Source organism: Bradyrhizobium arachidis (assembly GCF_024758505.1).
In the GTDB taxonomy this organism is placed as follows: domain Bacteria; phylum Pseudomonadota; class Alphaproteobacteria; order Rhizobiales; family Xanthobacteraceae; genus Bradyrhizobium; species Bradyrhizobium manausense_C.
This window is the reverse complement of record NZ_CP077970.1, coordinates 8,785,825-8,807,593: the sequence shown is the minus strand read 5'-3', so window position 1 is coordinate 8,807,593 and position 21,769 is coordinate 8,785,825. Positions and strand designations below refer to the sequence as shown.

21 protein-coding genes are annotated in these 21,769 nt (G+C 65.1%); 12 read left to right on the top strand and 9 right to left on the bottom strand.

Going from position 1 to position 21,769, the window contains the following annotated elements; genetic code table 11:
* Positions 1-5: 5 nt before the first annotated feature.
* The 4 genes from KUF59_RS41035 to KUF59_RS41020 form a co-directional block, all read right to left on the bottom strand.
* Positions 6-1,691 (bottom strand): long-chain fatty acid--CoA ligase, encoded by a 1,686-nt coding sequence (locus tag KUF59_RS41035; protein WP_212462169.1) that lies wholly within the window; start codon positions 1,689-1,691, stop codon positions 6-8.
* Between the two features lie 203 nt (positions 1,692-1,894).
* Entirely contained in the window at positions 1,895-3,343 is a 1,449-nt protein-coding gene (locus KUF59_RS41030; protein ID WP_212462170.1) for a D-alanyl-D-alanine carboxypeptidase family protein, read from the bottom strand.
* A gap of 181 nt (positions 3,344-3,524) precedes the next feature.
* Positions 3,525-5,321, bottom strand: coding sequence for a glucan ABC transporter ATP-binding protein/ permease (locus tag KUF59_RS41025; protein WP_258768012.1), 1,797 nt, complete (start codon positions 5,319-5,321; stop codon positions 3,525-3,527).
* 98 nt (positions 5,322-5,419) lie between these two features.
* Positions 5,420-6,475 (bottom strand): ABC transporter substrate-binding protein, encoded by a 1,056-nt coding sequence (locus tag KUF59_RS41020; protein ID WP_212462172.1) that lies wholly within the window; start codon positions 6,473-6,475, stop codon positions 5,420-5,422.
* A gap of 231 nt (positions 6,476-6,706) precedes the next feature.
* On the opposite strand from KUF59_RS41020, the gene KUF59_RS41015 reads away from it, so the two are divergent.
* The 7 genes from KUF59_RS41015 to KUF59_RS40985 all read left to right on the top strand — a co-directional run bounded on the left by KUF59_RS41015 (position 6,707) and on the right by KUF59_RS40985 (position 12,427).
* Entirely contained in the window at positions 6,707-7,054 is a 348-nt protein-coding gene (locus tag KUF59_RS41015) for a hypothetical protein (protein ID WP_212462173.1), read from the top strand.
* Positions 7,055-7,188: 134 nt separating this feature from the next.
* Positions 7,189-7,593, top strand: a complete 405-nt coding sequence (gene hisE / locus KUF59_RS41010; RefSeq protein WP_212462174.1) for a phosphoribosyl-ATP diphosphatase — start codon at positions 7,189-7,191, stop codon at positions 7,591-7,593.
* A 54-nt stretch (positions 7,594-7,647) separates the two neighbouring features.
* Positions 7,648-8,250 carry a YqaA family protein gene (locus KUF59_RS41005; RefSeq protein ID WP_212462175.1) on the top strand — a complete coding sequence of 201 codons (603 nt, stop codon included), beginning with the start codon at positions 7,648-7,650 and terminating at the stop codon, positions 8,248-8,250.
* A gap of 64 nt (positions 8,251-8,314) precedes the next feature.
* Complete coding sequence (locus KUF59_RS41000) at positions 8,315-8,881, top strand: hypothetical protein (RefSeq protein WP_212462176.1); 567 nt, start codon at positions 8,315-8,317, stop codon at positions 8,879-8,881.
* Between the two features lie 50 nt (positions 8,882-8,931).
* The gene (locus tag KUF59_RS40995; protein WP_212462177.1) at positions 8,932-10,332 is read left to right on the top strand and encodes an aspartate ammonia-lyase; all 1,401 of its coding nucleotides are present in this window, start codon (positions 8,932-8,934) and stop codon (positions 10,330-10,332) included.
* A gap of 160 nt (positions 10,333-10,492) precedes the next feature.
* The gene (locus KUF59_RS40990; RefSeq protein WP_212462178.1) at positions 10,493-11,461 is read left to right on the top strand and encodes an NAD(P)H-dependent flavin oxidoreductase; all 969 of its coding nucleotides are present in this window, start codon (positions 10,493-10,495) and stop codon (positions 11,459-11,461) included.
* A 192-nt stretch (positions 11,462-11,653) separates the two neighbouring features.
* Entirely contained in the window at positions 11,654-12,427 is a 774-nt protein-coding gene (locus tag KUF59_RS40985; protein WP_212462179.1) for a thioesterase family protein, read from the top strand.
* A gap of 448 nt (positions 12,428-12,875) precedes the next feature.
* Here KUF59_RS40985 and KUF59_RS40980 read toward each other — a convergent pair whose 3' ends face one another.
* Positions 12,876-14,438 (bottom strand): AMP-binding protein, encoded by a 1,563-nt coding sequence (locus KUF59_RS40980; RefSeq protein ID WP_212462180.1) that lies wholly within the window; start codon positions 14,436-14,438, stop codon positions 12,876-12,878.
* Between the two features lie 96 nt (positions 14,439-14,534).
* Here KUF59_RS40980 and KUF59_RS40975 point away from each other — a divergent pair, with 96 nt between their 5' ends.
* Positions 14,535-15,500 (top strand): NAD(P)H-dependent flavin oxidoreductase, encoded by a 966-nt coding sequence (locus KUF59_RS40975; RefSeq protein ID WP_212462181.1) that lies wholly within the window; start codon positions 14,535-14,537, stop codon positions 15,498-15,500.
* Here the strand turns inward: KUF59_RS40975 and KUF59_RS40970 are convergent.
* Positions 15,497-16,126, bottom strand: a complete 630-nt coding sequence (locus KUF59_RS40970; protein WP_212462182.1) for a hypothetical protein — start codon at positions 16,124-16,126, stop codon at positions 15,497-15,499. The two genes, KUF59_RS40975 and KUF59_RS40970, sit on opposite strands and share 4 nt — an antisense overlap.
* A 127-nt stretch (positions 16,127-16,253) precedes the next feature.
* Between KUF59_RS40970 and KUF59_RS40965 the strand changes: the two genes are divergently transcribed.
* From KUF59_RS40965 to KUF59_RS40955, 3 genes are all read left to right on the top strand, one after another.
* Complete coding sequence (locus KUF59_RS40965) at positions 16,254-16,505, top strand: hypothetical protein (protein ID WP_212462183.1); 252 nt, start codon at positions 16,254-16,256, stop codon at positions 16,503-16,505.
* Positions 16,506-16,639: 134 nt separating this feature from the next.
* Entirely contained in the window at positions 16,640-17,317 is a 678-nt protein-coding gene (locus tag KUF59_RS40960; RefSeq protein WP_212462184.1) for a hypothetical protein, read from the top strand.
* Between the two features lie 125 nt (positions 17,318-17,442).
* Entirely contained in the window at positions 17,443-18,090 is a 648-nt protein-coding gene (locus KUF59_RS40955; RefSeq protein WP_212462185.1) for a hypothetical protein, read from the top strand.
* Positions 18,091-18,146: 56 nt separating this feature from the next.
* Here KUF59_RS40955 and KUF59_RS40950 read toward each other — a convergent pair whose 3' ends face one another.
* Positions 18,147-18,371, bottom strand: coding sequence for a cysteine rich repeat-containing protein (locus KUF59_RS40950; protein ID WP_212406783.1), 225 nt, complete (start codon positions 18,369-18,371; stop codon positions 18,147-18,149).
* A gap of 242 nt (positions 18,372-18,613) precedes the next feature.
* On the opposite strand from KUF59_RS40950, the gene KUF59_RS40945 reads away from it, so the two are divergent.
* A complete protein-coding gene (locus KUF59_RS40945) occupies positions 18,614-18,889 on the top strand; it encodes a hypothetical protein (protein WP_212462186.1) in 276 nt (91 codons plus the stop codon).
* A 207-nt stretch (positions 18,890-19,096) separates the two neighbouring features.
* On the opposite strand, the gene KUF59_RS40940 is transcribed toward KUF59_RS40945, so the two are convergent.
* Together KUF59_RS40940 and KUF59_RS40935 are read right to left on the bottom strand one after the other, a co-directional pair.
* Positions 19,097-21,040, bottom strand: a complete 1,944-nt coding sequence (locus KUF59_RS40940; RefSeq protein ID WP_212462187.1) for a sensor histidine kinase — start codon at positions 21,038-21,040, stop codon at positions 19,097-19,099.
* Positions 21,037-21,708 (bottom strand): response regulator transcription factor, encoded by a 672-nt coding sequence (locus KUF59_RS40935; protein WP_212462188.1) that lies wholly within the window; start codon positions 21,706-21,708, stop codon positions 21,037-21,039. The genes KUF59_RS40940 and KUF59_RS40935 overlap by 4 nt, the downstream gene beginning before the upstream one ends.
* Positions 21,709-21,769 lie beyond the last annotated feature (61 nt).

The window sequence follows — 21,769 nt, the reverse complement described above, 5'->3', positions numbered from 1 at the left end:
TCGGCTTACGCCGCCTGGGCCTTCTTCTCGTCGCGCAGCTCGCGACGCAGGATCTTGCCGACATTGGTCTTCGGCAGCTCGGTCCTGAACTCGATGTGCTTGGGCACCTTGTAGCCGGTGAGCTGCTCCTGGCAGAACTTGATCACGCTCTCGGCCGTGAGGTTCGGGTCCTTCTTGACCACGAAGGCCTTCACTGCTTCGCCCGACTTCGAATCCGGAATGCCGATCACGGCGCATTCGAGCACGCCCGGATGACCCGCGATCACTTCCTCGATCTCGTTCGGATAGACGTTGAAGCCGGAGACCAGGATCATGTCCTTCTTGCGATCGACGATCCTGGTGTAGCCCTTCTCGTCCATCACGCCGATGTCGCCGGTGCGGAAATAGCCGTCCGCGGTCATCACCTTTGCCGTCTCGTCCGGACGGTTCCAGTAGCCGGCCATCACCTGCGGGCCCTTGGCGCAGATCTCGCCGGACTCGCCGAGCGGCACTTCGTTGCCGTCATCGTCGCGGATCGAAAGATAGGTGGACGGCACCGGGAGGCCGATCGTGCCCGAGAACTGCTCGATGTCGGCCCGGTTGCAGGTCAGCGTCGGCGAGGTCTCCGACAGACCGTAGCCTTCCGACAGGGTGCAGCCGGTGGTCTTCAGCCATTTCTCGGCGACCGCCTTCTGCGTCGCCATGCCGCCGCCGTTGGAGATTTTCAGCTTCGAGAAATCGAGCTTGTCGAAGCCGGGCGTGTTGAGGAGGCCGTTATAGAGCGTGTTGACGGCCGGGAAGAAGCTGACCTGATATTTCTGCAGCTCCTTGACGAAGCCGGCCATATCGCGCGGATTCGGGATCAGCAGATTGGTGCCGCCGGAGCGCACGCCCAGCAGGTAGCACGCCGTCAGTGCGAAGATGTGATAGAGCGGCAGCGCACAGACGATGATCATGTTGTCGACGATCGGCGGCTTCTTCAGCGCCGGCTGCAGCCACGCGTCGTTCTGCAAGACGTTGGCGACGATGTTGCGATGGAGCAGGGTGGCGCCCTTGGAGACGCCGGTGGTGCCGCCGGTATATTGCAGGAACGCGACGTCGCCGGGGGAGAGTTTCGGCTTGTTGAAGGTCGCGGAGCGGCCGATCGACAGCGCCTCGTTGAAGGGCACCGCGCCGGGAATCGAATACGCCGGCACCATCTTCTTCACTTTGCGCACGACCAGGTTGACGATCATGCCCTTGAAGCCGAGCAGGTCGCCCATGCTGGCCATGATGACGTGCTTCACAGCGGTCTTGCTGATCACCTGCTGGACGGTGTGGGCAAAGTTCTCCAGCACGATGATGGCTTCGGCGCCGGAATCCTTGAGCTGATGCTCGAGCTCGCGCGGGGTGTAGAGTGGATTGACGTTGACGACCGCGAAACCCGCGCGCAGCACGGCCGCGGTGGCCACCGGATATTGCAGCACGTTCGGCATCATGATCGCGACGCGCGCGCCGCGTTGCAGCCCTTTGCTTTGCAGATAGGCGGCAAGCGCCATCGAGAGCTGGTCGAGGTCGCGATAGGTGATCGCCTTGTCCATGCAGATGAAGGCCTTGCGATCGGAAAATTTCGCAAAGCTCTCCTCCAGGAGATCGACGAGCGATGCATATTGCGTCGGCTCGATATCAGCGGGCACGCCGGGCGGATATTGTTTGAGCCAGATACGCTCCATTGGTACTCCCCTCCTTGGACTTCGGGCCCGTTGTGTCGTTTCGGGCTTGCCTCATTGTCGGCAGTATTGTGCCTGCCGAACCCCAAGGCAAGCCGTTGAGGCTTAGGGCAATGGGGTGGGGGTGGCTACTGGAATCGTCGCAAAGACCGGCCGGCCGCGGCGGTTAACCACGTGCCTGCCGGTTGTGCTGTTGGCTGGTGACGCTAGCCGTTGGTCTTGGGTTTGGCCGGGGGCTTGGTGGCGGCCTTCGGCTTGGCGGCGGGCTTCGCATCGCCGCTGGTCGCCGGTTTTTCCGCGGGTTTGACGGCGGACGCGGGCTTGGCGTTGGCATGCTTGATCGAGGCCGGCTTGGCCGCCGTTTTGGCATCCGGCTTGTTGGCATCCGGCTTGGCGTTTTGCTTGGCGTCTGATTTGGCTTCTTTGGGCTTTTCGCCGGCGTCGGGCTTGTGCGCCGCGACGCGCGACTTCTTGCCGCGACGCGGCGTCGCCTGCTGGTCGGCGTCGGCGGCGACCGCCGCGATCAGGGCTGCGCCGGTGCGGGTCGGGCCGGTATAGACCGGGACGGGCTCGACAGGCGCAGCCGCAGAGGCGAGCAGATCGGAGGCCTTCATCAGCGGCGGTTGCAGGCCGGCGGTGAAGAACGTGACCTGCGCCGCGCCGCCGGTCAAAGCACCCGAGCCAGCGGAGCCGCCATTGGTCGCGATCAGCGCGTCGTCATCGTCGCTTGCCGGGCGCTTGCGTTTGCCGCCGCACATGTCCTCACGCAGGTTCGGCGGCGAGGCGTCGACCGGCACGAGATTGTCGACCGTGCCGAGCGCAGGCCGCAGCCAGGACAACCCATCCTGCGAGAAGCCGCGCTCCAAGAGCTGCGCCGCCTTCACCGCGCGCGCGGTGCCGGAATTGGCCCCTAACACCACCGCGATCAGCCGGCGTCCGTTGCGCGTTGCCGAGGCGACGAGGTTGTAGCCGGAGGCGCAGATGAAGCCGGTCTTGAAACCGTCGGCGCCGGGATAGCGGCCGATCAGCTTGTTGAAATTGCCCGTGACGCGCTTGCCGAAGCGGATCGCGGGGATGTGCATGAAATATTCGTATTCCGGCAGGTCGCGCAGCACCGCGCGCGACAGAATTCCGAGATCGCGCGCCGAGGTGATCTGGCCGTCGGCGGGCAGGCCGTTCGGGTTGACGTAGCTCGTCTGCGTCATGCCCAGCTTTTGCGCGGTCTGGTTCATCATCGCCGAGAATCCGTCGACTGAACCGCCGACGCCCTCGGCGAGCACCACGGCCATGTCGTTCGCCGACTTGACCATCATCATCTTCAGCGCGTTGTCGACGGTGACCTGTGTTCCCGGACGGAAACCCATCTTCGACGGCGACTGCGAGGCCGCAACCGGCGACACCGTCAGCAGCGTGTCGAGGGTGAGCTTGCCGTCTTTCACCGCCTTCAGCGTCACATAGGCCGTCATGATCTTGGTGACGGAAGCCGGATACCAGGGAATGGTCGCGTTCTCGGCCTGCAGGACCTTGCCGCTGTCGGCTTCGATCAGCAGCAGCGCTTCGGCGTTCGCCGCGCGCGGCGCGACGACGGCCAGCGTTGCGGCCGCAAGGAACAGGTTGACGACAGATGCGCGAAGCAGCGGGCGAAAGAAGTGCACTATCCGATTCCGGTCCTTGGAGAACGGCCTGATACGGCGGTCCTCATGATCTGAGTTTCGGGCTTGAAAGCGTATTCGGCGCCGCCGCTTGCGGCGGTGCAAACCTATACCGGCTCGTGCGTCGAGAATAGGGGCCTTGGCGTGGTATTCAGCGATGAAATAGGCCGAATTTCGGCAGTCCTTACCGTGACTTCACCGCAGACGCGGCGGCCTCGGCCGCACTCATGCTCGCCCGTGCATTCTCCTGCACCATGAACTGGGCCTTGGCGAGCTCGGCAAAATGGCCGCCTTTGGCGACGAGTTCATCGAAAGTTCCGTTTTCGATCACGCGCCCATTCTCGAACACCAGGATTTTGGTGGCGTGGCGGATGGTGGAGAGGCGGTGGGCGATCACGAATGTCGTGCGGCCCCGCATCACTTCGTCGAGAGCCGCATTGACCTTGGTCTCGGTGACCGCGTCGAGCGCGCTGGTGGCTTCGTCCAGGATCAGGATCGGCGGGTCCTTGAGGAGCGCGCGGGCAATCGACAGCCGCTGCCGCTCGCCGCCGGACAGCATGCGGCCGCGCTCGCCGGCATTGGTCTCGAAGCCGCCGCTGCGCTCGATGAATTCGAGCGCCTGCGCGCGTTCCGCGGCAATCCGCATCTCGGCGTCCGTCGCGTCCGGCTTGCCGACGCGCAGGTTCTCGGCGATCGAGCGGTTGAACAGCAGCGCCTCCTGGAACACCACGCCGATGTTCCGCCGCAGCGACGTCAGCGTGAGCCCACGCACGTCCATGCCGTCGATCTTGATGAAGCCGGACTGCGGATCGAAGGCGCGATGCAGCAGCGCGATCGCGGTGGATTTTCCGGCACCGGTCGAACCGACCAGTGCGATGGTCTGTCCGGGAAGCGCGGTGAAGGAGAGGTCTTCGACCGCCGGCCGCTTGCCGTCATAGGAGAAGGTGACGTCGTTGAACTCGACGAGGCCCGAAAGCCTCCCTGCGTCAATCGCATCGGGCCGGTCGTGCACCGCCGGCACCGCGTCCAGCACGTTGAAGAATTCGCGCAGGCGCGGCGCTTCCATGAAGACGTTGTTGATGAAGCTGACGACCTGTTCGAGCTTCTGGATCAGCAGCGTTGCAAAGCTCACGAACATCACGATGTCTCCGACGGAGGTCAGGCCCTGGTCGTGCAGCGCGATGCCGAGCGTGAAGATCGCCAGCACCGTGATGGTGGTGGAGGCTCGGGTGATGACGGTGACCAGCGCCCACCACGACAGCACCGGCATCTGCGCGGCCAGTAGTTCGTCGGCGACGGAGCGCAGTCCTTTCACCTCGGATTCGACGCGCACGAAGCTCTGCACCAGTGCGACGTTGCCGAGCGCATCGGAGGCGCGCGCGGAGAGTTCGCTGTAGTGCTCCTCGACCGCCATCTGCATGCCAAACGTCTTGCGCACCACGAAGGTCGTCAGCACCGTGAACACGATGCAGAGCACGAACAGCAGGATCGCGAGCCGCCAGTTCAGATAGAGCGACAGCGGCAACAGCACGACCACCGACAGGATGGCGGCAAAGTGCTCGCGGAAGAAGCCGAGCCACAGCCGCCACAAGGCGTCGGTGCCGTTGAGCATCACCTTCATCAGCCGCCCCGAATGGGTGCCGGAGTGGAACGTTAGCGGCAGTTGCAGGATGTGCTCGAAATAACTGGTCAGCACCGCCTGGCGCTGGCGGTGGGCGAGCCGGTCGGCGTGCAGCGCCACCAGCGCGCTGCATGCGATGGTGAACAGCCCGAACGCCACCCAGGCCAACAGGAACGGCCAAGCCGAGTTGGAGCCCGCGACCGTCTTGCCCGAGAGCACGTCGATGATGCGGCCGAACAGCACGGGCTCGGCGAATTGCGACGCCGCGAGCAGCAAATTGGCGACCGCCAGCAGCCAGCCCAGCCGTGCCTCTTTGCCGAGCAGCTCAAGGACGCGGGTGTAGAGGCGGAGGATGGACATGCGGTGCGGGAACTCGGGCCTGGCTCGGACGGACCGACATTCTAATCAGGGATGGCCCGGCAGAGATAGCGGGATACGGCGGAAGCCGTCAGTTTTACTCAATTGATCAGCCGCCCGCCTACCGGCGGCAGAAACGATCCGTCGAAGATGTCGCTCGCGACCGGCCGCTTGCGGAATTTGAAGTCCTGTCCGATCTGGTCGATCGCGCGCTCCAGCCGCGCCGGGTCGATGTCGCCGAGGCCGTTACGCCGGACGTCCTCGGTGAGGATGTTGTCGGCGAGCACGGTGCGCAGACGCTCGAGCTCCAGGTCGCGCACGCCACTCTCCATGCGACTGACGACGTCGTCGACCGCGCGCTCCGGCTCCTTCACGGTCGCATTGACGCCCGCGATCAGGGCCCGCACGAACCCTCTCACGGCGTCGGGCTTCGCTGCCGCAAAGGCCGGGTTGACCACCACCGCGAAGCCATAGGCCTCGCAACCGTGATCAGCATAGCGCAGCACCACGAGGTCGCCGGAGGGCACGCCGCGGTCGCGCAAATTGACGGCCGACAGATAGGAGAAGCCCGCGACTGCATCGACCTGTCCGGCGGACAGGATCGGTTCGCGCACGGCGGCGCTCATCTTGTAGAATTTCACATGCGCGGCGTTGATGCCGTTTCGCTGCACGAGCGCGGGCCAGAGTCGGAACGACAGGTCGCTGTCGGCCACGCCCACGATCTTGCCTTCGAGATCCGACAGGGCGTGGATGCCGCGGCTCTTGCGGGCAACGATCGCGTAGGGCGCGCGATTGAACAGCACGAACACCGCCTTGACCGCCGGTGCGTCGGGCTTGTCGCGAAAGCGGATCAACTCGTTGATGTCGACGAGCGCGAGGTCGCTGTCGCCCTTGCCGACGCGCGCGAGCGCCTCGGGCGAGCCGGCCGCGTGGTTGAACGAGACGCCGAGATGCTCGGCGCTGAACAGGCCACTGCGCTGCGCGACGAAGAACGGCGCCATGCTGGAATCCAGTGCACGGTCGAACGAAAATTGGATCGCAATGTTTTGGACGGCGTCCGCAGCCTGCGCGTCGCGCGCAGACGGACAGAGCAGGGCCGCAAGGCCGATCCAGAGCGTCAGCAGACTGCGGAAGACGGATCTCGGACACACGCGCATCAGGTCATGCCGGACTTTCGTTGAGTGTTCTTGGTGACGCTGCAAAGCGCCGGCGGCTGTCAGTATGTCCGATCAAACCTGAACGGCTGATGAGCGGAATGCGTCACGATTTCGCAATCTTTCAGCGAGTTTTTGTCGCGTTCATCTTGCGTTGGGGTTGGGGAACCCAAGATGGGATCTGGGGGTTTGAGAGGGATGAGCCTGTCCGCAGGCGCCACGGAGGTCTTTGAGATGTTCGATCGATTTTCTGGACTTGTCGGCCGCAAGGCCGTTCTTGCCACCGCGGCAGTGGTCGCTTTGACCGCCGCTGCGCCCACCGCCTCTTACGCGGGCGGCCGTCACTGGCACGGTGGTGGCGGCGGCGCCGCGGCCGCCGCGGTCTTCGGCCTTGCCGCGACCGGCCTTGCGATCGCAGCCACCCGCGATGCCTACGCCTATGGTCCGGGTCCCGGTTACTACTACAGCGAGGCCCCGGCGTATTACGCCCCCAGCCCCTATTATTACGGCCCGCCGCCAGAGCAATATGGCGGCTACACCAAGGTCTGTTCCCACGGCTGGTCCGGCTACGCTTGCTACTAACCGATCGGCCATAGCCATCGATCAACCAGACGTTGACCAAGACAGGCCGGCGCGCTTGCGGTGCCGGCCTGTTTTTTGCTTTAATTGCTGGACGTTAACACGCTCGCCATTTGTTTCGAGTAGTTTTGAGTACCATGAGTGATTCGCTTGAGCGGCTATATCTGGCTGTGCTCGCGGCCAGGGACCTTGATCCGGCAACATCGCGCACCGCGCGGCTGTTTCAGCGCGGCCCTGCCAAAATGGCGAAAAAACTGGCCGAGGAGGCCATCGAGGTCGTGATCGATGCGGTCCATGGCGACAGCGATGCCGTGATCCGGGAAAGCGCCGACCTGCTCTACAACCTCACCGTGCTCTGGGCTTCCGCGGGCGTCCGTCCCGAGGACGTCTGGCGCGAAATGGCGCGGCGCGAGGACATGCTCGGCATCGCCGAGAAGCTGCCGAAATCCCCGGTGAAACTGCCCAAAGTCGCGTCACCTCGCGTTGCCGCGCGGCGGCCAATTGTCGCGCTGGAAGGCCGAAGCGCCCGCAAGCGGCACTAGGCCCAGAGAAACACCACAAAGCGGTCCCTATCTCGCCATGGACAAATCGGTCCCATGGTGCTTCATCGCGGCGCCATGCTGAAACGTATCTACGACTGGTGCATCGACGCCGCCCATAAGCCTTACGCGCTCTGGATCATGGGAGCCGTGTCTTTCGCCGAAAGCTCCTTCTTCCCGGTCCCCCCGGATGTGATGCTGATTCCGATGTCGCTGGCGCGCCCGCAGCGCGCCTGGCTCTATGCCACCGTCTGCACCGCAACCTCGGTGCTCGGCGGCATCCTCGGCTACGCCATCGGTGCGCTGCTCTTTGACTCGATCGGCCATTGGCTGATCCAGGTCTACGGCCTCGGCGACAAGGTCGATGCTTTCCGCGCCTCCTACGCCGAGTGGGGCGCCGTGATCATCCTGCTCAAGGGCCTGACGCCGATCCCCTACAAGCTCGTGACGATCACCTCGGGCTTCGCCGGCTACAATATCGGCCTGTTCATCCTGTGCTCGATCGTTGCGCGCGGCGGCCGCTTCTTCGTCGCGGCGATCCTGCTCAACCGCTACGGCGACTGGATCCGGCACAAGCTCGAGGAGCACCTCGGACTGTGGGTGACGATCGGCGCCGTCGTGCTGGTGCTCGGCTTCGTCGTCGCGGTTAAGCTGATCTAGATCGAGTCATTTGGCGTTGCACCGGCGCTTTGCCGCCGCGCTGGCTTCGGTTACGGTTGCATCCATGATGGTTCGATCCGGCAATCCGGTGGCACGACCAGCGATGGCTCTTTGTACGTTGTTGTCCGTGTTGCTCGGCACCGCCGGACGCGGGTGGCCGCAGGCGACGGCTCCTTCGCCTTCCGCGCCGCCGGCGCTCGGGCTCCAGGAGGCCGGGCCCCAGGCACCGCCGCAGCCGGTGACATCAGCACCGTCGGCGCCGCCTGCGCGCGAGGAAAATCCCGGCCTGATCAACGAAATGGGCAAGCTGTTCGACAAGTTGCCCTCCATCCTGCCACCGATCAAAAGTCCCGGCGAGACCGCCAAGGACGCCGGGGATGCGCTGTCGCGCCTGGCAAAACCCTCGGTCATGATCTCGGGCCGCGTGTCCTGCCCGGCCTCGCCCAACGGCGCGCCCGACTGCAAGGCGGCCGCCGACCAGCTCTGCCAGAGCAAAGGCTACCAGGAAGGCAAGAGCCTCAACGCCGACTCCGCGGAAAAGTGCTCGGCCAAGGTCCTGATCCCCGGCCGGCAGCGCAAGCCGGACGACTGCCGCACCGACACCTACGTCACGCGCGCGCTGTGCCAATAGGTGATGGATATCGGCGCGCAAAGCTCGAAGCATCGGACAAGGAGCATCTCATGAGCCGCACAGAGCAGGACTTCCTCGGACAGCGTGAGATCGCCGACGACATCTACTACGGCGTCCAGACCATCCGCGGGAAGGAGAACTTCCACATCACCGGCATTCCGATGAGCCAGGAGCCTTACTTCGTGAAGGCGCTCGGCTACGTGAAGAAGGCCGCCGCGATGGCCAACCGCGATCTCGGCGCGGTCGACGCAAAAGTCGCCGATGCCATTATCCTCGGCTGCGACCGCGTCATCGCCGGCGACATGATGGATCAGTTCGTCACCGACTTCATCCAGGGCGGCGCCGGCACCTCGACCAACATGAACGCCAACGAGGTCATCGCCAATCTCGCGCTGGAATCGCTTGGCTTTGCGAAGGGCGACTACCAGCAGGTCAGCCCGAACGACCACGTCAATTACGGCCAGTCCACCAACGACACCTATCCGACCGCCTTCCGCCTCGCGCTGATCCTGCGGCTCGAGAGCTACATGACTGCGCTACGGCAATTGCAGGAGGCGTTCTTCGCCAAGGGCCGCGAGTTCGACCGCGTGCTGAAGATGGGCCGCACCCATCTCCAGGATGCCGTGCCGATGTCGTTAGGTGCGGAATTCCGCGGCTGGGGCACCACCATCGGCGAGGAGGTCGACCGCATCTCGGAAGCGCGTGCGCTGCTGCGTGAGATCAATCTCGGCGCCACCGCGATCGGCACATCAGTCACGGCTGCGGTCGGCTATCCAAAACTCGCGGTCCGGCATTTGAGCGCGCTGACCGGCGTCGACTTCGTGCTCGCCGGCGACCTCGTGGAAGCAACCTCCGACACCGGCGCCTATGTGCAGCTCTCCGGCGTGCTCAAGCGCACCGCGAGCAAGCTGACGAAAATCTGCAACGACATCCGCCTGCTTGCCTCGGGTCCGCGCGCCGGCTTCAACGAGATCAACCTTCCGCAATTGCAGCCGGGCTCGTCCATCATGCCCGGCAAGGTCAACCCCGTCATCCCCGAGGTCGTCAACCAGACGAGCTTTCTCGTCATCGGGCTCGACACCACGGTGACGTTGGCGGCCTCCGCCGGCCAGCTTCAGCTCAATGTGATGGAGCCGGTGATCTCGTTTGCGCTGTTCTTCTCGATCCGCACCATGGAGCGCGCGGTCAACAGCCTGCGCGAGAACTGCGTGGTCGGCATCACCGCCAACGAGGAGCACACCCGCAACATGGTGCTCAACTCGCTCGGCATCGTCACCGTGCTGAAGCCGCTGCTCGGCTACAAGCAATGCGCCGAGATCGCGCGCGAGGGCTACAAGAGCGGCAAGTCGCTGCACCAGATCGTGGTGGTCGAGCGCAAATTGCTGACGCAGGAGAAGTGGGACGAGATGTTCTCCTTCGAGCGGCTGATCAATCCCGATCTGATTGCGTGAGAGTGGCGCGGCGCCCAATTCGGTGAATTCCGCTGGTCGAAATTGCGGCGACGGCACCCGCCACGCGGCGTGCAAACGCAATACTTGACAGTGGAAAGATTGCCTTGTTGGTATGGACGCCAACCCGCAATTTAGACCGCCTAGAGAGGACCATTTCGCAATGTCCATGCCTGCCCTGTTCAAGGGACGCCTGTCGATCCCCGTCATCGGCTCGCCGCTCTTCATCATCTCCGTGCCTGATCTCGTGATCGCGCAGTGCAAGGCGGGTGTGGTCGGCTCGTTCCCGGCGCTGAACGCGCGTCCGCCGGAACTGCTCGACGAATGGCTGGCGCGGATCACCGAGGAGCTCGCGGCCTATGACCGCGCGCATCCGGAGCGGCCGTCGGCGCCGTTCGCCGTCAACCAGATCGTGCACAAGTCGAACAACCGGCTCGATCACGACATGCAGCTTTGCGCCAAATACAAGGTGCCGATGATCATCTCCTCGCTGGGTGCGCGCGAGGAGCTCAACCAGGCCGTTCACGGCTGGGGCGGCATCGTCTTCCACGACGTGATCAACCAGAAATTCGCGCACAAGGCGATCGAGAAGGGTGCCGACGGCCTGATCCTGGTTGCGGCCGGTGCCGGCGGCCATGCCGGCGTGATCTCGCCGCTCGCCTTCGTGGCCGAGACGCGAAAGTGGTTCGACGGCCCAATCGCGCTGTCGGGCGCGATCGGCAACGGCAAGGCGATCCGCGCCGCGCGTATCCTCGGCGCCGACTTCGCCTATATCGGCTCGGCCTTCATTGCCACCAAGGAAGCCAACGCGGTCGAGAAGTACAAGGAGATGATCGCCTCCTCGACGGCCGACGACATCGTCTACTCCAACCTCTTCACCGGCGTGCACGGCAATTATCTGAAGCCGTCGATCCTCGCCGCAGGCATGGATCCCGAAAACCTGCCGACCTCCGATCCCTCCAAGATGAATTTCGGCACCGATGCGTCCGGCGAGCGCGCCAAGCCAAAGGCCTGGAAGGAGATCTGGGGCTCGGGCCAGGGCATCGGCAGCGTCGAGAAGGTCATGCCGGCTGCCGAGCTGATCGCGCGCTTCAAGAAGGAATATGACGAAGCCGTCGATCCGCCGTTGTAATCGCCGTCGTCCCGGACAAGCGCGCCTTAAGCGCGCGCCGATCCGGGACCCATAGCCACAGGGAGAAGTTTGGCGAAGACTCGTGGTTACCAGTCTCGCGCCACAACCACTCCCTGGGGTTATGGGTCCTGGCTTTCGCCAGGACGACACGTACTTCTGAACTCCGAGCGTCCAGCCAATAGAGAACGCACGATGCCCCCCATCTTCCGTGTCGACGGCAACAGCGTCGTCACCAGCCCCGACGCCGCGGGTCCCTGGGATCCGCGGATGCAGCACGGTTCGGCGCCGGCTTCGCTCGTGGTGTGGGCGGCCGAGCGGATTCCGACGCAGGTCGCGATGGACATCGCGCGCGTCACCATTGATTTGATGCGTCCGGTGCCCGTGGCGCCGCTCACGATTGCGACCGAGGTGCTGCGCGAGGGCCGAAAAATCCAGCTTTGCGGCATCAAGCTTTTGGCCGACGGTGTCGTGGTGGTCGGGGCCACGGTGCTGAAGATCAAGCGGCAGGCGCTCATGCTCCCCGACGACGTCAAGGAGCTGCCGGTGACCCTGCCGTCGCCGGAAGAGTCGCTGGTCGAGGATGGCCACGCCGCCACCAGCCCGTTCGTGCGCTCGGTGTCGATGCGCGCCGCCCGCGGCCGCTTCGGCCAGGCTGGCGCCGGCGCGATCTGGTTCCGCGTCGATCATCCGCTGATCGAGGGATCGGCGGTCTCGCAGGCGATGCGCGCCGTGGTCGCGGCGGATTTTTCCAACGGCACCGCGTCGACGCTGGATTTTCGCGCTTGGACCTACATCAATGCCGACCTCACGGTGAGCTTTGCGCGGCAGCCGGTCGGCGAATGGATTTTGCTCGATGGCGACTCCTGGATCGGCCCTGATGGCGCGGGACTCGCGATGTCGCGGCTTGCCGACAGGCAAGGCTATTTCGGTCGGGCAGTGCAGAGTCTGGTGATTGAGAAGCGGTGATAGCCGGGCTTGTCCCGCAGCTTCGCGTACATCGCCGATCGGCGCGTGCTCGGGGAGTGACTTGAAGGGCAGGCTTCCGCCGCCGCGGAAGGGATGCCTGTCGCGAACCTCTTCTTGATCGGAGGCCTCTTGTTCGACGCCGACGTCCTGCCTTCACATGCCGTAAAAGATCTTGATCTCCCACAGCAGGACTATGATAGCCGTGATCAACGTGATCGCGGCCACCGCACTTTCCAGGGAAGCGACTCTCATGCTTACACTCCGCTTCCCCAGCCCCATTGGCGGTCTAGGTGATTCGCCGAATCCCCTGCAATTGCGCGGGTGTGGTGTCCGAAAAGTCCCTTGCTCGCTGTTGTTTGCGGGTCACAGCGAGACCGTAAAACCCCGGGTTGGTCATCCGGTGCTGGGTACGAATGGTTGCAAACCTCGAAACTAGAACGCTATAGTTTTACCCCACCATCCGGTCTCGCCCGCTCCAGAAGCTCGCGCGCAGCACCTTCTTGTCGACCTTGCCGACGCCGGTCATCGGCAACTGCTTGACGAACTGGATCTGCTTCGGCGCATGCGCCGATCCCTTCTTCGACTTCACGAGGTTGATCAGCTCGTCCGCATTGGGGTTCGCGCCGTCACGCGGCACGACGATCGCGGTGACCGCTTCGCCCCACTTGTCGTCGGGTATGCCGACGACCGCAACCATCGCGACGTCGGCGTGCTGCGACAGCACGTCCTCGACCTCGCGCGGAAAGATGTTGAAGCCGCCCGAGACGATCATGTCCTTCTTGCGGTCGAGGATGAACATGTAGCCGCGCTCGTCCTTGCGCGCGATGTCGCCGGTGTGCACCCAGCCGTTTTTCAGCGTCTCCGCGGTGATGTCCGGACGCTTCCAGTACTCGGCCATCACATGCGGGGCGCGCACGCAGATTTCGCCGGCATCGCCCGTCTTCACCTCCTGGTCGTCGTCGTCGAGGATTTTCACCTCGCACGCCGCGATCGGGAAGCCGCACGACAAGAACAGCTCCGGCGTCTTGGGATCGTGATCCGACTTGCGCAGCACCGAGACCGGATAGCATTCGGTCTGGCCGTAGAGCTGCGAGAACACCGGGCCGATGCGCTCGATGCCCTCGACCAGCCGGCTTGGCGACATCGCGGATGCGCCATAGAGCACGAGCTCGAGCGAGGACAGGTCGGTCTTGCCGAGCGAGGGCTGATCGAGCAGCACATAGATCATGGTCGGTACGAACAGGGTGAAGTTGATGCGCTCGCGCGCGATCGTCGCAAGCACCGCCTCGGGATCAAAACCTTTCAGCATGTGCACGGTGCCGCCGCGCATCAGGGTCGGCAGCACCTTCGTGCCCGCGACATGGCTGATCGGCGCGACCGTGAGATAGCGCGCGGCGTCGGGAATCTCGAAATCGGCGAGGATCGCGGCGGCGGCTCCAGCATTTTCGCGGTGATAGCGCAACGCGCCCTTGGATTTGCCGGTGGTGCCGCCGGTGTAGTTCAGCGTGGAGAGATCGTCGAGGCCAGCGAGGCACTGCGCGCTGGCGTGTCCCGCGTTCTCGATCGCCGCCAGCAGATCGACGCCGTAGCCGGCTGGCCCCATGGTGAACACCGCTTTCAGCCGGCCCGCCTTCGCAGCGAGCTCGCCGCCGCGATCGCGGAAGGCGCTCGCATCGACCACCAGCACTTCGGCCTCGGAATCCTCGAGCTGGAAGAGCTGGTCTTCCAGCGATCCCAGCGGATGCAGCCAGGTGATGCAGAGGCGCGCCAATTGCGCGGCATTGCCGGCGCACCAGGTGTCGGCGCGATTGGCGGTGAGGAACGCGACGCGCGCGCCGGGCTGAAGTCCAAGCCGCATGAACACGCCCTGGATCCGTCCGATCAGGTCGATGGCGCCCTGGTAGGTCATCGAACCGCCGGGCCAACTGAACGCTGTGCGGCCGGGGTAGCGCGACAGCGCGCGTAGCGTCTGCGCACAAGTCGGTTGAGATGCGTGGAGCGGATCGGACATCTGTTTCCTCGTTGTTTTTGTCATCGGCCGCTTGCCGTGCCAATGTTGTCGGCAACGCTAGCACAATGACTGCGGCTTGGAAGCGCGGAGGAACGCTTGAAATCGAAACGTCTCGATCGATTCCGCGAGCGATTGACCCTTCCCCTGATCGCCGCGCCGATGTTTCTCGTGTCAGGCCTCGAGCTCGTCGTGGCTGCGTGCCGCAACGGCGTGATCGGCAGCTTTCCGACCGTGAATTGCCGCAGCACGGAACAACTCGGCGAATGGCTCACGGAGATCGAGACGCGCCTGCAGCAGCACGCCGACACAAGCGGCCGCAAGGCGGCGCCGGTCTGTCCGAATCTGATCGTGCACCGTTCCAATGCCCGGCTGGAGCAGGATGTGAAGCTGCTGCTGCGTCACAAGCCCGAGATCGTCATCACCTCCGTCGGCTCGCCTGCGCCGGTGTTGAAGCCGCTGCATGATGCCGGCGCGCTGGTGTTCGCCGACGTCGCCTCGATCCGCCACGCCGAGCGCGCGGCGGAAGCGGGTGCCGATGGGCTCGTGCTGCTCACGGCCGGTGCGGGCGGTCAGACCGGATGGCTCAACCCGTTCGCCTTCGTGCGCGCGGTGCGGTCGTTCTATGACGGCGTCATCGTGCTCGCGGGCGGCATCAGCGACGGCCATGCGCTGCATGCGGCCGAGGTGCTCGGCTGCGACCTCGCCTATATGGGGACAAAATTCATCGCCACGCGCGAGAGCCTGGCGGACGAGCGCTACAAGCAGATGCTTGTGGAGGCGAGTGCCGACGACATCCTGCTGACCACGGCGTTCACGGGTCTTCAGACCAACATGCTGAAGCCATCGATCGTCGCCGCCGGTCTTGATCCCGACGATCTGCCCGCGCGCGGCGCGATCGACATCGGCAAGGATATCGACATCACCGCGCGCGAGAACCGCCCAAAACGCTGGCGCGACATCTGGAGCGGCGGTCATTCGACCTCGGGCGTGATGGATGTCCCGGCCGTCGACGATCTCGTCGCGCGCACACTGTCGGAGTATCGCGGGGCCGGCGGGGCCTAGTTCGCGACAAAGTACCATTGCTCGCCATAGCGTACGGCCTGCCGCGGCGGCTCGTCCTCGAACTCGAAGAATTTTGCGGCATCGCCGCCCTTCGGCACGTGCAGGAAACCGGAGAAGGTGTGGCGGAAGCCGCGCAAGGTGAGGAACAGGACGTAGGTGCCGTCGCCGCCTTGATCGACGACGATCTCGCCGCCGGCCGATACGTTGCGTGCCTCGCGCGGCAACGCGATCAGCCGGGCGTTGTGCGCGACGTTCGGAACGAGCTCGCCGGCTTCGACCCGCGCGACGATCCGTTCGCGCGACGTGCGGTGCCACCAGAAGTTCGTCTGCAGCCAGATTTGCGTGAACGGGACATAGGCGAGCGCGGCCAGCGTCGCGACGCAGACGGCGAAGGGCAGGGCGAATTTTGCACCGCGCGCGCGGATGCGCGTCAGCAGAAACAGCGACCACAATCCGCAGAGGGGAAACGCCACCACCAGCAGCGGCAGTAGCGCGAGCACGAGGCCCGAGGGAAAGTCCGACATCGGCAGCTCGAACGCGGCCAGCGCGAGCGCCAGCCCCGAGGTCGCGAGACAGGCCAGAAGCGGGATGCGGACCGATGCCGCGCGCGCGTTGGTGACTGACATGCGGCTTGGTCGCACGCCCCATGCCGCGCGTTCGAGGCCGTCGAAGGAGGCCATTTAACGGCACATTAACCATGGCGATCCCAGAATCCCCCTTAAGGCCGCCGGTCAGGACCAAAGGGGGTAGGCGATGGACTACGACTTTCTCAGCACCACCAAGACGCGGGCAACGCTCGACGAAATCCGGGTTCGCGTGGCGCATGCGCTCGCGCGGCATCCGCTCTGCCGCAAGGTGCGCTTCGACATCGTCAGCGTGCCCCGCACCCGCCGGGGCGGTAACTGGACCGTCACCCTGCAATCGGTCGAGCCGCGCGCGGTGTGGGAGGCCTCCGAGATCGTCGCCGACATCCAGGATGCCTACGATCTCGCCGCAGCCGCCTGATTTCATTGAATTTTCCGGCCTTTGTCGCCGCAATCCAGCCGGATGTCGCCTCGCGCAACAGCTTGCGCCTTAATTCCCGCCCAGTTTCCGGGCAGTTTTGACGTGAACGTGAAGAGCAGGTCGCGGAGAGACGTTTGTCGAAAGCCATCACCATCGTCGTTCTGACCTGTATCCTCGTCCTCGGCGCCGTCGCCACCGCCATTCTGGGCCGCGACAGCGTCCCTGCCGTCACCGCCGAGATGGTCGCCGCCCAGCCCGCGCCGAAGCCGCTCGTCACCAACCGCGCCGCCAAGGCCGACCGGCTCAACATTCCGACCCTGGCGCTCGCCTCCGCCGCGATCGAGCCCGTCCAGGTGCCGGCTCTGACCGAACCGCTGCGCCAGGCCTTTGCCGCCGCCACGCCGTCCGATTTCCCGATGCCGAAGGCGAGCGCATCCGAGGCGCCGGCCCAGGCTTCCGAAGCGCCGGCCAAGCCGAAGGTGGTTGCAAAGCCGCAGCCGCAGAAAGCTTACTCGCTGCTATCGGACGTGCAGATTGCCGGCATCAAGGACCGGCTGAAGCTGTCCTCGTCGCAGGAATATTACTGGCCCTCCGTCGAGACTGCGCTGCGCAACGTCGCGCGAAAGATTCAGGCGAACAAGCTCAGCAATCCGCAAGTGCAGGGCGTGCAGCTCGATCCAGACAGCCAGGAGGTCCAGCAGTTGAAGTCGGCCGCGATGCCGCTGCTGTTCCAGCTACGCGAGGACCAGAAGGAAGAGGTCCGCAAGCTCGCCCGCATCATCGGGCTTGAGAAGGTCGCACAGCAGATCTGACGCGCCCGCAGGCTCTTCCGCTCGCATTTCGCGGGCGGAACTGCCGCTTTTTCCCGACCGTCCATCGCGTTCCCGGAACATCGATTTGCGCCACGCGTTGCCCGCTCCAAAGAGGGAGTGGATCAATGCGCGCTTCGACAGCCTATTTCGTCGGCGCCGGAACGATCGTCGCGGCCATCGCCATTGGTCTTGGCGGCGGCCTTATCGCCGGCAACATCATGCATCCCGTGACGTCCAAGCAGGGTCCCGACACCGCCAAGTATGAGGCGCGCACGGAGCCGGTGGCTGCCGTTGCAGCACGTGCGCCATCCGAACGCGTGCAGTATCTGAGGGGCTCGCAGGCATTCGGCGCGGCGATCCTGCCGCCCGCGCAAGCCGAGCCTCAGACCAAAACGGCGAGTACCGAACCGTCGGTGCCGGCACCCGCGGCCAATGACGCGAAGACGGCGAACACTGCTGCTGCGCCGGCAGCTCCAGCGGCAAAGCCCGCCGAGCAGCAGGCCGCGCGCGAGACGCCTGCCGCGCCTGAAAATGCGTACGCCAAAGCGAGCGAGTCCGACGTGAAGCGCGCAGCTCGCGAGCAGCGCCGGGCCGAGCGGCGGCAGCATTGGGCGGAGCGGCGCCGTCAGGAGATGCGCGAGCCGCGTGACCGCACCGACTGGAACGACGTCGCGCGCAGCGTGCGCGAGGATTCCGAGTCCCGCGAATTCATCGCAAGCCGCCGTCCCGCCTTGCCGCAGATCAGGCTGTTCGGCTCCGATGACGACGACTGACGCTTAACGCGGGCTGGTCCGGGCGCGCATTCAGCGCGCTCCGGAATAGCGTGCGCCTAACCGCCGTGCGACTCGACGACCTTGCGGCAGGAGTCCGACAGCTTTGCCTTGTTCTCGCGCAGGCAGGCGTTCATCTGCGGCGGCTTGCCGATATGCTCCGCACAGAATTTGCTGGCATCGCCGCGGCAGGCCATCTGCTCTTGCGGCGTGGGTCCGGATTGGGCTGACGCAGGCAGGATGGTCGATGCAAGCAGCAGCGCAGCAATGACTGAAATCTTCATGAGGGGCCTCATTGGGGTTCGTTGTCCGGCTTGAAATCAAGCGGCGCGAACTTGTCGCGCAGGTCCGCTCAGGGCCATGCCATGTTCATGGCATCGGGAAAGGCCCTTCTCGAGCAGCGCACGCGTCGTACCCCATCTTCATGGCATGTATCGGCGCGCCGTCTTTTGCCATTTAGCCTGCACGTCGGCTGCGAGAAGCGGTGGTTCGCATCGCAAGCCGCACGACAATGAGGAGCGGAGAGATGTTGAGACAAGCATTCGTGCTGTGCGCTGGGCTGACGGTTGTGGCGCTGGTGACCTTCGCGAGCGCGCCGGCGCAGGCGGTGGTGTACTGCAAGACGGTCGGCGTACCCAAGGGCTGCGTGGTGCGGCCGACTGCGGCAGTCGTGGTTGCGCCGGCCGCGCCGGTTGCCGCGGCAGCCGTCGTCACCCCCGGTGTCGGCGCGCCCGGCGTCGGCGTTCGTGCCGGCACGCCCATGAACCGCGGCGGCCCGGTCAACCGCGTCGGCGTGCGCTAAGCGCTGTCGATCCATTCGGGCGAAGGGATCGCCTGCGTACGAACCCCCCGTCCATCGTAGGACAAGATCCCGTCCCGACCCTCTCTCCGCGCGCCCCACACGGCGGGGAGGGGGCCTTCTTCGTTAGCGCGATCCGGAAAAGTGTGCAGCGGTTTTCCGAAAAGATCGCGCTCAAAGGAGATGAAGCGCGGTGATGATCATCGCGCTTCAGCGCGACGCCGCATCATTGTCGGGAAAGCGCTGCGGCAATTGCAGCCGCACGCTTGTGCCCGTGGGTCCGGAGCCGATGTCGAGCGCGGCGCCGCAGCGTGCCGCGCGGCTCTTCATGTTGCGCAGGCCGCGCGCGGCCAGGCCGGCCGCGAGCGCTTCGCCATTGTCCGCACCATTGACGGCAAGTGCAAAGCCCTTGCCGTCGTCCTCGATGCTGATGACGCCGTACGGGCCGTCCGGCCCGCCGTCCAGCGTTTCGATCGTCACTTTGATATGTCGGGCGGAGGCATGCTTGACTGCGTTGGTCACGGCCTCGTCCAGGATGCGCACGATCTGGATGACGTGCCAGGGCCGCAGCTCCGGGTGCAGGGGGAGGCCTTGCGGCGAGGTCACGCGCCAATCGAGCGCGATGTCGTGCGGCCTGAGCTGGGCTGCCGCGCGCTCGCGCCAGGAGCCGAGCGCGAGCATCAGATCGCCGCCGATGTCGTCCATGGAATCGATGACGAGCCGCAGATCCTTCAATGCGGCCCGCGCCGCATCCGTGATGGTCGCGCCCGTGTTGCCGCGCTCGGACAGCGCGACGATGCTGATGAGCTGGCCGCCGAGGCCGTCATGCAGGTCGCGCATCAGCCGGGTGCGTTCGTTGGCAAGCGCGGCGGCGCGCGCGCGCTCCTCTTCGCGGACGAAGCTCGCCTTCAGCCGCTCCTCGGCCTCGCGCACGCGCGTGACGAGCTGGCCGGCAAAGCTGTCGACCTGGTTCAGCGCGCGCGCAAAGCGCCAGGTGAGACCAGCGCCGATCGCGACCAGCATCGCCGAATAGGACAGCCGCGTGACGAAGGTGCGCTCGTCCTGGATGATCTCGAACACCTGCAGCATGTCGTGGAACCAGCAGGTCAGCACGATGGTGACGGCGCAGCCGAAAACGAAACTCGCCGCATCCTGCCGCTTGATCACGGCCCTGGTGACGATGATTGCGAGCAGCATCAGGCACACGCCCACCGTCGGCACGCCCAGAAACAGAAACACGATGCGCGGCAAGGGCTGGCTGGCGAACAGCCCGACCATGAAGATGGTCAGGCCCGGTGCGAAGATCAGCAGCCCAAGGCGCGGCCAGCGCCAGCCGAAGAACAGCACCGCGAACACGACGACGAGCGCACTCTCGATCGGCGCCGAGGCGAGCAGGATGGCGGCGATCCGCGGATAGGGTGCGGGCGGCACTGGCGGCGGCACGAAGGCTTGCACCGCGCCGACCAGCATTCCGAGCGCGAGCACGCCGTAGACCGGCTCGCGCCGCCGCATCAGCCACATGATGGCGAGGATCACGGCGAGCAGCGATTGCCACGCCGACAGCACCACCGGCACCGTGACGAACAGCAGCGCCCGTGTGTCGTAGGCATCCCGCAATTTGTCGTCCGGCCCGACATAGACGGTATCGAGAAAGCCTTTTAGCGGTCCCCACACGAACAGCCGCAGCGTGATCTGATTGCTGCCGTCGCGCAGCAGTGAAGAGGGGATCACCACGATCTGCGGCGTGTTGCGGTCGGGCCGGTTGGCGGTGTCGTCGCGCCTGCTGTCGAGCACCACGACGCCGTTGACCGCGACCTCGACCGCATTGCTGAACCGCGGCAGGAACACCGACCATGCCGTCTTCGCATCGCCGGGCGCTCGCGTGAACGTGCCGGCATAGATCGGCGGATCTGCAAGAGAGTAGCGTGACGAGGTGAAATGCGGCAGCGTCACGGAGCGCGTCGCACCGTCCTCGACCAGCGAGAATTCCGAGACGGCATAATCGTCGGGATCATCAGGCGGCACCAGCCGCAGCATCAGGACACAGGCGATCACGATCAGCGCCTGCAGCAGCAGATAGGGGACGAGGCGCGAAAGCCGCAACCGCCGTCGCGTCCATGCCGAGACGACCGGCTTCGCCGCGACATCGCTCACAGCTTGATCAGGCCCTGCTGCACGGCCTCGAACACCGCTTCGCTGCGGGTATGGACCTCGAGCTTGCGGTAGATGTTCTTGATGTGCCCGGGCACGGTCTGGCGCGACAGGCCGAGATGGCTTGCGATCTCGGCGTAACTGAAGCCTTTGGCGATGCCCCAGAGGATGTCGATCTCGCGCGGGGTCAATTTGGCCGTGTTGAGCGCGGGGCCGGGCGGGGGCTCGGCGGACGTCTGGGTTCGCCGCACGATGAAGCGTGCGATCGAGGCCGAGATCGGCGAATGCCCGGCCACGAGGTCGCGCACGGTGGTGGCGATGTCGGTCGGGAAGGCGTCCTTCAGCAGATAGCCGGTGGCGCCGACGGTAATGGCGGAGATCACGCTCTCCTCGTCGCCCAGCGCTGATATCACCATGATCTCGGTGTCGGGAAAGCGCCGCCTGGTCTCGCGGATCAGTTCGATCCCGTGCCCGTCGGGAAGGCGCAGATCGGTCAACAGCACGCGCGGTGCCGCGTCATCGAGGGTGTTGCGGGCCTGACCGAGCGTACCGGCGGTCCGCACCTCGTAGCCCGCCTTCACCAGCGCATCCTGCAGCCGCCAGCAGGTCGGCGCATCGTCCTCGACCAGCAGGATGGTGATGGTGTCGGCCGTCTCGCCTTGGTCCGTCATCGCAAAAACCCCGGCCACGCGTCCCCCGCGGCGCCGGTGCCAAGCTTAGCCGCCGCGCGCG